Here is an 11,021-nt window from a genome sequence, read left to right as displayed (position 1 = left end):
GATGACCGCATGGCGATGACAGCGAAGGTGAAGGACGAGCTCAGCCGTTTCGAGGTCACGAAGACGTGCTGCCGCAAGGCCGAAGTCGCCGCGATCCTGCGATTTGCCGGCGGCCTCCACATCGTCGGTGGGCGGATCGTCGTCGAGGCCGAACTCGACACCGCGATCGCCGCCCGTCGACTGCGTCGGGACATCACCGAGCTCTACGGCCACCCCACCGAGCTGCTCGTCCTCGCGCAGGGCGGTCTGCGCCGTGGCAGCCGCTACGTCGTGCGGGTCGCACAGGAGGGGGAGGCCTTGGCCCGGCAGACCGGTCTCGTCGACGGACGCGGTCGCCCGGTGCGAGGACTGCCGCCGAAGGTGGTCGGCGGCTCGGCGTGTGACGCGGAGGCCGCGTGGCGTGGCGCCTTCCTCGCGCACGGCTCACTGACCGAGCCCGGACGCTCCTCCGCCATGGAGATCACCTGCCCCGGCCCGGAGGCCGCCCTGGCCCTCGTCGGTGCCGCACGCCGCCTGTCCATCCAGTCCAAGGCACGCGAGGTCCGCGGCGTGGACCGCGTCGTCATCCGCGACGGTGACGCCATCGGCGCCATGCTCACCAGGCTGGGTGCGCACGAGGCCGTCATGGCGTGGGAGGAGCGCCGCATGCGCCGCGAGGTCAGGGCCACGGCCAACCGCCTCGCCAACTTCGACGACGCCAACCTGCGCCGCTCGGCACGGGCCGCCGTCGCCGCCGGCGCCCGCGTCCACCGGGCGATGGAGATCCTCGGCGACGAGATCCCCGACCACCTGCGCGAGGCCGGCTCGCTCCGTCTCGAGCACAAGCAGGCGTCCCTCGAGGAGCTGGGTCAGCTCGCGCAGCCGCCGATGACCAAGGACGCCGTCGCGGGGCGCATCCGCCGGCTCCTGGCCATGGCGGACAAGCGCGCGGCGGACCTCGGCATCCCCGACACCGAGGCCGGTCTCAGCCCCGACCTGCTGGACGGCTGACCGGCCGGCGGACCTCCCGTGACCGTCGGCGGGAGACGCAATAGGCTGGCCCCGGTAGAGCAGCCGCGCACCGCGCGGCACCACCCATCGGGAAGGCAGCACCAAGTGACTGTTCGCGTTGGCATCAACGGCTTCGGCCGGATCGGCCGCAACTTCTTCCGTGCCGTGCAGGCGTCCGGCGCCGACATCGAGATCGTCGGAGTCAACGACCTCACCGACAACAAGACGTTGGCCCACCTCCTCAAGTACGACTCGATTCTCGGCCGCCTGCCGGAGGACGTGACGTACACCGACGACAGCATCACCGTCGGCGACCACACCTTCGCGGCGTCCGCCGAGCGTGACCCGGCCAACCTCAAGTGGGCCGACCTGGGCGCGGACGTCGTCGTCGAGTCCACCGGCTTCTTCACGGACGCCACCGCGGCCCGCGCGCACCTCGACGCCGGCGCCAAGAAGGTCATCATCTCGGCGCCCGCCAAGAACGAGGACGTCACCATCGTCATGGGCGTCAACCACGAGTCCTACGACGCGGAGAAGCACCACATCATCTCCAACGCGTCGTGCACGACGAACTGCCTCGCCCCGATGGCCAAGGTCCTCAACGACGAGCTCGGCATCGTCAAGGGCCTCATGACGACCATCCACGCGTACACGCAGGACCAGAACCTGCAGGACGCCCCGCACAAGGACCTGCGTCGCTCGCGCGCCGCGGCCCTCAACATCGTCCCGACCACGACCGGCGCCGCGAAGGCCGTCGCGCTCGTGCTCCCGGAGCTGAAGGGCAAGCTCGACGGCTACGCCCTGCGCGTCCCGGTGCCGACCGGTTCGGCCACGGACCTCACCTTCGAGGCGTCCCGCGAGACGACCGTCGAGGAGGTCAACGAGATCGTCAAGAAGGCGGCCGAGGGTCCGCTCAAGGGCTACCTGACCTACACGTCGGACGAGATCGTCTCCAAGGACATCGAGACCGACCCGGCGTCCTGCATCTTCGACTCCGGCCTCACCAAGGTCATCGGCAACCAGGTCAAGGTCGTCGGTTGGTACGACAACGAGTGGGGCTACTCCAACCGCCTCGCCGACCTGATCGTCCACGTCGGCGCCAGTCTCTGACCCGCATCACCTGACCCGGAAGGCACCACCAGCGTGAAGACCGTCAACGATCTGGGGGACCTGCGCGGCAAGCGCGTCCTCGTCCGCTCCGACCTGAACGTCCCCCTCGATGGAGAGACGATCACGGACGACGGGCGGATCCGCGCCTCGGTGCCGACCATCCGGGCACTGTCCGAGGCGGGCGCACGCGTCATCGTGTGTGCCCACCTCGGGCGGCCCAAGGGGGAACCGGACCCCCAGTACTCGCTCGCGCCGGTCGCCGTGCGGCTGCGCGAACTCCTCGGCCGTGACGTCGCCTTCGCGACGGACACCGTGGGGGAGAGCGCGAAGGGGGCCGTCGAGGCCGCCGGCGACGGCGACGTCGTGCTCCTCGAGAACCTTCGCTTCAACGCGGGCGAGACGGCCAAGGACGAGGACACCCGCGGCGCGTTCGCCGATGAACTCGCCGGCCTGGCTGACGCCTTCGTCTCCGACGGCTTCGGTGTCGTCCACCGCAAGCAGGCCTCGGTCTACGACGTCGCCACCCGCCTTCCCGCGGCCATGGGCGACCTCGTGCACACCGAGATCGAGGTCCTCCGCCGGCTGACCGAGGACCCGGAGCGCCCCTACGCCGTCGTCCTCGGTGGCGCCAAGGTGTCGGACAAGCTCGCCGTCATCGACAACCTCCTCGGTACGGCCGACCGCCTCCTCATCGGCGGCGGAATGGTCTTCACCTTCCTTGCCGCCCAGGGTCACGAGGTCGGCAAGAGCCTCCTCGAGGCCGACCAGGTGGACACGGTGAAGGAGTACCTCGAGCGAGCCGCAGCCGACGGCGTCGAGATCGTCCTGCCGGTCGACATCGTCGCGGCCACCGCGTTCGCCGCCGACGCCGAGCACGACGTCGTGCCAGCCGACGCCATCCCGGCCGACCGCATGGGTTTGGACATCGGTCCCGCGTCGTCCGCGCTCTTCGCCGAGCGACTCGCGGACTGCCGCACCGTCTTCTGGAACGGCCCGCTCGGCGCCTTCGAGATGGCTCCGTACGCCGCGGGCACGAAGGCGGTCGCCGAGGCGCTCGTCGCAGCCACGGCCCGTGGCGCCCTCACCGTCGTCGGTGGCGGCGACTCCGCCGCAGCGGTCCGCCAGCTCGGCTTCCAGGACGACCAGTTCGGTCACATCAGCACCGGTGGCGGCGCCTCCCTCGAGTACCTCGAGGGCAAGGAACTGCCCGGCATCGCCATTCTCGAGACGACGGAGGCCTGAGATGGCGACGAGCGGCCGCACCCCCCTGATGGCGGGCAACTGGAAGATGAACCTCGACCACCGTCAGGGCACCCACCTCGTGCAGAAGCTCGACTGGACCCTGCGCGACGCCAAACACGACTTCGGCGCGGTCGAGGTGGCCGTGCTCGTCCCCTTCACGGACCTGCGCAGCGTGCAGACCCTCGTCGAGGGCGACAAGCTCGCCCTCCGCTACGGCGCGCAGGACCTCTCGGTCCACGACGCCGGTGCGTACACGGGTGAGATCAGCGGCGCCTTCCTCGAGAAGCTTGGCTGCACCTACGTCGCGGTGGGCCACAGCGAACGACGCGAGTACCACGCCGAGGACGACGCCGTCGTGGCCAAGAAGGTGGCCGCGGCCTATCGCCACGGCCTCGTCCCGATCCTGTGCGTCGGGGAGGGTCTGGAGATCCGACAGGCGGGCACGCACGTGGAGCACGTGCTGGCGCAGGTGACCGCGGGACTGGCCGAGGTCACGCCGGAGCAGGCTCGCACCGTGGTCATCGCCTACGAGCCCGTCTGGGCGATCGGCACCGGAGAGGTCGCCACCCCGGAGGATGCGCAGGAGGTCTGTGCGGCAATCCGGACGCGGCTGGCCGAGCTGTACTCGGGCGGCACCGCCGACGGCATCCGCATCCTCTACGGCGGATCGGTCAAGCCGGGCAACGTCGCGTCGATCATGGCGGGCGAGGACGTCGACGGCGCGCTCGTCGGCGGAGCCTCGATCGTCGTGGACGACTTTGCGTCGATCTGCCGCTACCAGAGCCACGTCACGGGCTGACGCGCTGCAGCACGCAACCGTGCTGCTGCCCTGAACGCGCCGCTGCACTGATGTCTCGCCGCGACAGGTATCGTGTGCCGAGCACCGACGAAGAAGAGGTAGTCACACCGTGGACGTTGTACGCACTGGGCTCCAGGTCCTCCTGGTCATCTCCGGGCTGTTCCTGACCCTGCTCATCCTCATGCAGAAGGGCAAGGGCGGTGGCGTCTCCGACATGTTCGGCGGTGGCATGAGCGCCTCCCTGGGCAGCTCGACCGTCGCGGAGCGCAACCTCATGCGCTTCACCATCATCATCTCGCTCATCTGGGTGACCTCCATCGTCGGCATCGGTCTCATCGACCGGTTCGACGTCTGAGCGGGGGAGACAGCAATGGCAGGTGGTAATGCGATCCGCGGCAGCCGTGTCGGTGCCGGACCCATGGGCGAGGCCGAGCGCGGCGAGTCGGCTCCCCGAGTGCACGTGTCCTATTGGTGCGCCAACGCGCACGAGACTCGCCCCAGCTTCGCTCAGGAGCCCGGCCTGGTCATCCCCGAGGAGTGGGACTGCCCGCGGTGTGGTTTCCCCGCCGGGCAGGACAAGGACAACCCGCCCTCGCAGCAGAAGGCCGAGCCCTACAAGACCCACCTGGCCTACGTGAAGGAACGCCGCAGCGACGAAGAGGGAGCGGCACTCCTCGAGGAGCGGCTCTCCGAACTGCGCGACCGCGGCCTCATCACCTGATCACTCAGGCGGTGACGCCCTCCGCCGCGTCCCGGTCGACGAGCCACAGCGTCGCCTCCGTACCCATGACGAGCGCGGCGCTGCTCCGGTCGGCTGCGGCGAGCTCGAGCCCGTCCGTGACGGCACCGGCCTTGTCTCGTCCCGCCACGAGGAACCACACCTGACGCGATCGGCACAACCGTGATGCCGTGAGGGACACCCGGGTCGGCGGCGGCTTGGGGGAGTCGTGCACGGCCACCGTGTCGCCCTCCGTCAACTGAGCGGGGTGACCCGGGAAGAGCGATGCCACGTGCCCGTCGGGGCCGACTCCGAGCAGGACCACGTCAAACGCATCGACGTCCGCCAGTGTCCCGGCGTAGGCGGCCGCGCTCTCCTCGGCCGAAGCGGAGAGGTCGGGGCCGGCAACCCGGTGCACATTGCGCGGCACCAGTCCGAGTCCCGACAGGCCCGCCTCGTCGTTCTGGACGTCGTTGCGATCGGGGTCCCCGGCCGCGAGGTAGCGCTCGTCTCCCCACCACACCTCGACGCGCGTCCAGTCGACGGCCGACCGGCCGGGAGTGGCGGCGGCCGAGGCCAGGACCGCCGACCCCATGGAGCCGCCCGTCAGGACGAGACGGGCGACCCCACGGCGGGACTGGGCGTCGACGAGGGCCGTGACGAGCCTGGCCCCGACGGCGTCCGCGAGGGACTGCTTGTCGGGGTGCTCGACCAGCCGCACGCCGCCCATGGTCATTCCTCGTCCTCAGCCTTTCGAGCGGCGGCCTTCGCCGGCGCCTTCTTCGCCAACTTGGTGGTCGCGGCCTCGTGGACCGCCTCCGGGTCGGCTCGATCGCTCGGCTCGTCGGCCTCCACCATGGCGCTGCTGCCCCGGGCGTCGTTCTCCCGAGCCAGCCGATCCGCGATCCGCTTGGCCTCCGCGGGGGTCAGCATGTCCCCTTCGGCGGCGACCTCGCTGGCCGTCTTCGAGGGCAGCGTGAGCAGTGCCAGACCCTTGGTGACCGTCGCCTCGTAGACCTCGTCGGGATCGAGACGGCGCAGTTCGTCCGAGAGGCACTCGGCGTCGCTGCGCGGCGGCAGGGAGATCTTGCGATCCGGGTGGCCCTTCTGGACCAGCGTGGCCGTGTTGCCCTCAGGCCGGACGAGGTCGATGGACGACGTCCTGCGCTCGAGGTGCACGGCCACGATGCCGCTGCCCGCACGCGAGCGAGCCCGCGTGACGGGGCACCGAAGGTACTCGGCGAGCCAGGCGGCCAGCAGGTCGGCCGACGGGGAGTCGGAACCACCCGCGACCGTCGCCGAGAGGACCGGCTCGAAGGGCGCCTGGTCGAGCGCCGCGGCGAGCAGGCCACGCCAGAGCGTGATCCGCGTCCACGACAGGTCGGTGTCACCGTCGACGTAGGTGTCCCGCCGACGCTTGAGTTCGGCCTTGGGCGACTTCGCCCGAGCGGCGTCCGTCACGCGTCGCTGGCCCATGGCGCCGATGGCGTCGGTGGACGGGTTGCGCGGGGCCTCGTGGGGCCACCACACGACGACGGGGGAGTCGGGCAGGATGAGCGGGGTCACCACGGCCCGGCCCTGGCCGGCGAGGGCGCCGTAGAGCCGCAGCAGGACGACCTCGCTGGCCCCCGCGTCCCCGCCGACCCGGATCTGGGCGTCGAGGCGAGCGGCGCCGCGCTTGTTGGCGGTCACCACGGTGATGATGCGACACGGGTGCTGGTGGCTTGCGTCGTTGGCGATCTCGACGACGTCGTCCACGTGCTCCTCATCGGTGACGATGATGAGCGTGAGGACGCGACCGAGGGCCATCGACCCCACGTCGTCGCGCAGTCGCACGAGGCGCTTGCTCACGGCCACCGTGCTGGTGCTCGGCAGGTCGATGATCACGGCATCCTCCAGTGACGGCCGTCGCGGGCCATGAGCTCGTCGGCGCCGGGCGGACCCCAGGTGCCGGAGGTGTACTGCTCGACCGGGCCACGATGGCGGTCCCAGTACTGCTCGATCGGGTCGAGGATCCGCCAGGACTGCTCGACCTCCTCGTGCCGCGGGAAGAGCGGCGGGTCGCCGAGCAGGACATCGAGGATGAGTCGTTCGTATGCCTCGGGGCTCGACTCCGTGAAGGCGCGGCCATAGCCGAAGTCCATCGTCACGTCGCGCACCTCCATCTGGGCGCCGGGCACCTTCGCGCCGAAGCGCATGGTGACGCCCTCGTCGGGCTGGACCCGGATGACGATGGCGTTCTGCCCGAGCTCCTCGGTCGCCGTGTCCTCGAAGGGCAGGTGCGGCGCCTTCTTGAACACGACGGCGATCTCGGTGACGCGCTTGCCCAACCGCTTGCCGGTCCGCAGGTAGAAGGGGACGCCGGCCCAGCGGCGGGTGTCGATCTCCAGCTTGACGGCCGCGTAGGTCTCGGTCGTCGACGAGGCGCCGACGCCCTCCTCCTGGAGGTAGCCGATCACCTTGTCGCTGCCTTGCCAGCCGGCCGAGTACTGGCCGCGGGCCGTGGACCGGCCGATGTCCGACGGGATCCGGACGGCCGAGAGAACCTTCTCCTTCTCCGTGCGCAGGTGGTGGGCGTCGAAGGAGACCGGAGCCTCCATGGCCGTCAGCGCCAGCAGCTGGAGCAGGTGGTTCTGGATGACGTCGCGCGCCGCGCCGATGCCGTCGTAGTAGCCGGCCCGGCCGCCGATGCCGATGTCCTCGGCCATGGTGATCTGCACGTGATCGACGTAGTGGCTGTTCCACACCGGCTCGAAGAGCTGGTTGGCGAAGCGGACGGCGAGCAGGTTCTGGACCGTCTCCTTGCCGAGGTAGTGGTCGATCCGGAAGACGGAGTCCGCCGGGAAGACACCCTCGACGATCGCGTTCAGTTCGCGGGCGCTCTCGAGGTCGTGCCCGAAGGGCTTCTCGATGACGACGCGGCGCCACGAGTCACCCGAGGCGGCCGAGAGGCCCGAGCGCTCGAGTTGCTGGCAGACGACGGAGAAGAACCCCGGCGGGATCGAGAGGTAGAAGGCGTGGTTGCCGCCCGTGCCGCGCTGCTCGTCGAGCTCGCGCACCGTCTCGGCCAGCAGGTCGAAGGCGGCGTCGTCGGAGAAGTCACCCGGGACGAACCGGAAGCCCTCGGACAGGCTGCGCCACACGTCCTCCCGGAAGGGGGTGCGGGCGTGCTGCTTGACCGATTCGTAGACGACCTTGCCGAAGTCCTGGTCCTCCCAGTCGCGTCGGGCGAAGCCGACGAGGGAGAAGCCCGGCGGCAGGAGGCCACGGTTCATCAGGTCGTAGATCGCCGGCATGAGCTTCTTGCGGGCGAGGTCGCCCGTGACGCCGAAGAGGACCATGCCGCAAGGGCCAGCGATGCGGGGGAGTCGCTTGTCGCGGGGATCCCGCAGCGGGTTGCTGCCCGCGGTCACCGGTGCCGGCTTCATGCGGTACCTCCCGCGGTCAGTGCCGCGATGACCGCGGCCAGGCCGGCGTCGTGCTCCGTGAGGTGCAGGTGCAGGACGGGGCGGCCGTGGTCGGCGAGCACCGAGGCGTCACCGGCGGCCTGGGAGGCGATGAACTCGCCGAGCGTGAACTCGCGACCGGGGATGGCCAGGTCCTCCTCCGGCGCCGACGTGATCTGCAGGTACACACCCGTGCCCGGGCCGCCCTTGTGGTACTGGCCCGTGGAGTGCAGGAACCGCGGCCCCCACCCGAAGGTGACCGGACGCCCCGTGCGGGCCGCTAGGGTCGCCCGGGTGCCGGCGAGAGAGTCGTCTCCGTGCCGGTCGAGGTAGGCCATGACGGCCACGTAGCCGTGCTCCGGGCCCAGCGTCGCGAGCAGTGCGTCGATGGCGTCCGCCACCGTGCTGGCCTCGCCGAGCCACGCACCACCGAGCGCGGTGATCTCGACGGCGCCGTCGACGGCTGCGGGGTCGGACTGGTCCGACGTGCCCGCCTCGAGGAGCGCACGGGAGGCCTTCTTGGCGCTCTCGACGTCGGGCTGGTCGTAGGGGTTGATGCCCAGGAGGCGTCCGGCGACGGCCGTGGCGACCTCCCAGAGCAGCAGCTGCGCACCGAGCGGACCGCTGACGGCCACGGCCGAGTCGCCCACCGCGTCGGACTCGGAGTCCTCGTCGTGCACGAGGCGGGCGAGCGTGACGTCACCCGCGCCACCGACGACCTCGGGGTCGTCGACGGAGGCGACGACCACGGGCAGGATGCCGGTGCCCTGCTTGCCGGTGCTCTCGGCGATCAGCTGCTCGGCCCAGTCGGGGAACCCGACGAGCGTGGAGCCGGCATCGACGAGCACGAGCTTGTCGCGCAGGGGAGAGGTGCCACCGATGGCCGCGCCGAGGCGCAGGCCGGGGTTGGACTCGTCGTCCTCGCGGAGGAACTCCGCGGCCGTCTCGGCGTCATCGAGGAGAGCCTCGATGTCGGCGCCGGCGAGACCGGAGGGGACGAGCCCGAAGGCGGTCAGGGCCGAGTAGCGCCCGCCGACGTTGGCATCCGCGTTGAAGACGGTGTACCCCGCGGAGCGTGCCTGCTCGTCGAGGGGGCTGGCCGGGTCCGTCACGACGACGATGCGCTCGGTCGGGTCGATCCCGGCCTCGGTGAAGGCGGCCTCGAAGACGCGTCGCTGCGAGTCCGTCTCGACCGTGGAGCCCGACTTGCTCGACACGACGACGACGGTGGTCGCCAGCTCGGTGCAGGCGGCTCGCACGACGTCGGGGTGCGAGGAGTCGAGGACGACGAGCGGCAGACCCTCGGTGCGACAGATGACCTCGGGCGCGAGGGACGAGCCACCCATGCCGCACAGGACGACGCGGGTCACCCCCTTGGCGCGCAGGTCCTCGCGCAGCGAGGCGATGGACGCGACGAGCGGACGTGACTCCGTGGCGAGATCCACCCAGTTGAGTCGGATGGATGACTCGGCCTCGGCGTCCGGGCCCCAGAGGGTGGCGTCCTTGGCGAAAAGTCGGCTGGCGAAGGACTCGGCGACGAGTCCCGGCACGGCGGCCGCGACGGCGTCGGCCGCGGCCCCCGTTGCCGAGACCGCGACCGAACTCACTTCGAGGCCTTCTTCAGTTCGGCCTCGACGCCGCCCAGCAGCTCGTCCCAGGCGGCCTCGAACTTCGAGACGCCCTCCTTCTCGAGTTGGGTGGTGACGTCGCCGTAGGAGACACCGACGCGCGCGAGGGCGTCCAGGACCTCGCCGGCCTCGGCGTAGCCGCCCGTGACGGTGTCACCGGTGACCTCACCGTGGTCCTCGACGGCCAGGAGCGTCTTCTCCGGCATCGTGTTGACCGTGTTGGGCGCGACGAGCTCGGTGACGTACATCGTGTCGGAGTAGTCGGGGTTCTTCACGCCGGTCGAGGCCCACAGCGGGCGCTGCTTGTTGGCGCCCTCGTCGGCGAGGCCCTGCCAGCGGGGCGTCGAGAAGACCTCCTCGTAGGCCTGGTAGGCCAGGCGTGCGTTGGCCACGGCGGCGCGGCCGCGCAGCGCGAGGGCCTCGTCCGTGCCGATCTGCTCGAGGCGCGTGTCGATCTCGCTGTCGACGCGGCTGACGAAGAACGACGCGACGGAGTGGATCGTGGACAGGTCGCGACCCTTCTCGTGGGCGTGCTCGAGGCCCATGAGGTAGGCGTTCATGACGCCGCGGTAGCGGTCGAGGGAGAAGATCAGGGTCACGTTGACGCTGATGCCCTCGGCGATGACCTCGGTGATCGCGGGCAGGCCCTCGACCGTGGCCGGGATCTTGATGAAGAGGTTGGGGCGGTCGACGGCCGCCCACAGCTCCTTGGCCTGGGCGACCGTGGCCGCCGTGTCACCGGCCAGACGCGGGTCGACCTCGATCGAGACGCGGCCGTCGACGCCGTTCGTGGCGTCGAAGACGGGACGCAGGACGTCGCAGGCCTCGCGCACGTCGGTGGTCGTCAGGGCGAAGACGGCCTCGTCAACGGTCTTGCCGTCGGCGGCGAGTTCGCCGACCTGGTCGGCGTAGGCCTCGCCGTCACTGAGGGCGGCCTGGAAGATCGACGGATTGGTCGTGACGCCGACGACGCCGTGGGTGCTCAGCGACTCCTTGAGGGCACCGGAGCGGATCCGGTCACGGGAGAGGTCGTCGAGCCAGATGGAGACGCCGTTGTCGGCGAGGTCCTTGATGGCGGTGCTGGGCAT

Annotated in this window: 11 protein-coding genes; 6 read left to right on the top strand and 5 right to left on the bottom strand. The window is 70.6% G+C overall.

The genetic code is table 11. From position 1 onward, the window contains the following. Nucleotides 1–9 precede the first annotated feature (9 nt). From whiA to ACQBAS_RS06640, 6 genes are all read left to right on the top strand, one after another. On the top strand, nt 10–990 hold the full coding sequence (gene whiA / locus ACQBAS_RS06665; protein WP_427383035.1) for a DNA-binding protein WhiA: 981 nt from the start codon (nt 10–12) through the stop codon (nt 988–990). Nucleotides 991–1,095: 105 nt separating this feature from the next. Further along, nucleotides 1,096–2,100 (top strand): type I glyceraldehyde-3-phosphate dehydrogenase, encoded by a 1,005-nt coding sequence (gap, locus tag ACQBAS_RS06660; protein WP_427383034.1) that lies wholly within the window; start codon nt 1,096–1,098, stop codon nt 2,098–2,100. 33 nt (nt 2,101–2,133) lie between these two features. Beyond that, nucleotides 2,134–3,342 carry a phosphoglycerate kinase gene (locus ACQBAS_RS06655; protein ID WP_427383033.1) on the top strand — a complete coding sequence of 403 codons (1,209 nt, stop codon included), beginning with the start codon at nt 2,134–2,136 and terminating at the stop codon, nt 3,340–3,342. Nucleotide 3,343: 1 nt separating this feature from the next. Continuing rightward, a complete protein-coding gene (gene tpiA / locus ACQBAS_RS06650; RefSeq protein ID WP_427383032.1) occupies nt 3,344–4,141 on the top strand; it encodes a triose-phosphate isomerase in 798 nt (265 codons plus the stop codon). A 109-nt stretch (nt 4,142–4,250) separates the two neighbouring features. Continuing rightward, a complete protein-coding gene (gene secG / locus ACQBAS_RS06645) occupies nt 4,251–4,496 on the top strand; it encodes a preprotein translocase subunit SecG (RefSeq protein WP_427383031.1) in 246 nt (81 codons plus the stop codon). A 15-nt stretch (nt 4,497–4,511) separates the two neighbouring features. Then, nucleotides 4,512–4,862, top strand: a complete 351-nt coding sequence (locus tag ACQBAS_RS06640; protein ID WP_427383030.1) for an RNA polymerase-binding protein RbpA — start codon at nt 4,512–4,514, stop codon at nt 4,860–4,862. 4 nt (nt 4,863–4,866) lie between these two features. Here the strand turns inward: ACQBAS_RS06640 and pgl are convergent, their stop codons facing one another. The 5 genes from pgl to tal are packed head-to-tail and all read right to left on the bottom strand — an operon-like array spanning nt 4,867 to nt 11,021. Next, on the bottom strand, nt 4,867–5,595 hold the full coding sequence (gene pgl / locus ACQBAS_RS06635) for a 6-phosphogluconolactonase (RefSeq protein WP_427383029.1): 729 nt from the start codon (nt 5,593–5,595) through the stop codon (nt 4,867–4,869). After that, the gene (locus ACQBAS_RS06630; protein ID WP_427383028.1) at nt 5,592–6,746 is read right to left on the bottom strand and encodes a glucose-6-phosphate dehydrogenase assembly protein OpcA; all 1,155 of its coding nucleotides are present in this window, start codon (nt 6,744–6,746) and stop codon (nt 5,592–5,594) included. The genes pgl and ACQBAS_RS06630 overlap by 4 nt, the downstream gene beginning before the upstream one ends. Beyond that, nucleotides 6,743–8,287: a glucose-6-phosphate dehydrogenase gene (zwf, locus tag ACQBAS_RS06625; protein ID WP_427383027.1), complete on the bottom strand. Its 1,545-nt coding sequence runs from the start codon at nt 8,285–8,287 to the stop codon at nt 6,743–6,745. Before zwf ends, ACQBAS_RS06630 begins: the two co-directional genes overlap by 4 nt. After that, a complete protein-coding gene (locus ACQBAS_RS06620) occupies nt 8,284–9,912 on the bottom strand; it encodes a glucose-6-phosphate isomerase (RefSeq protein WP_427383026.1) in 1,629 nt (542 codons plus the stop codon). Before ACQBAS_RS06620 ends, zwf begins: the two co-directional genes overlap by 4 nt. Next, a complete protein-coding gene (tal, locus tag ACQBAS_RS06615) occupies nt 9,909–11,021 on the bottom strand; it encodes a transaldolase (RefSeq protein ID WP_427383025.1) in 1,113 nt (370 codons plus the stop codon). The genes ACQBAS_RS06620 and tal overlap by 4 nt, the downstream gene beginning before the upstream one ends.

Origin of the sequence: Janibacter zhaoxuefangae, from assembly GCF_050271985.1 — a bacterium.
GTDB lineage: Bacteria > Actinomycetota > Actinomycetes > Actinomycetales > Dermatophilaceae.
Note: the sequence above shows the minus strand (reverse complement) of the source record. Positions and strands in the feature narration are given on the sequence as shown.

What these genes read in the sequence shown, in the direction of transcription:
- whiA (WP_427383035.1), top strand. Translation starts at nt 10, where the DNA reads ATGGCGATGACAGCGAAGGTGAAGGACGAGCTCAGCCGTTTCGAGGTC.
- tpiA (WP_427383032.1), top strand. Translation starts at nt 3,344, where the DNA reads ATGGCGACGAGCGGCCGCACCCCCCTGATGGCGGGCAACTGGAAGATG.
- ACQBAS_RS06640 (WP_427383030.1), top strand. Translation starts at nt 4,512, where the DNA reads ATGGCAGGTGGTAATGCGATCCGCGGCAGCCGTGTCGGTGCCGGACCC.
- pgl (WP_427383029.1), bottom strand. Translation starts at nt 5,595, where the DNA reads ATGACCATGGGCGGCGTGCGGCTGGTCGAGCACCCCGACAAGCAGTCC.
- zwf (WP_427383027.1), bottom strand. Translation starts at nt 8,287, where the DNA reads ATGAAGCCGGCACCGGTGACCGCGGGCAGCAACCCGCTGCGGGATCCC.
- tal (WP_427383025.1), bottom strand. Translation starts at nt 11,021, where the DNA reads ATGCCCAGCACCGCCATCAAGGACCTCGCCGACAACGGCGTCTCCATC.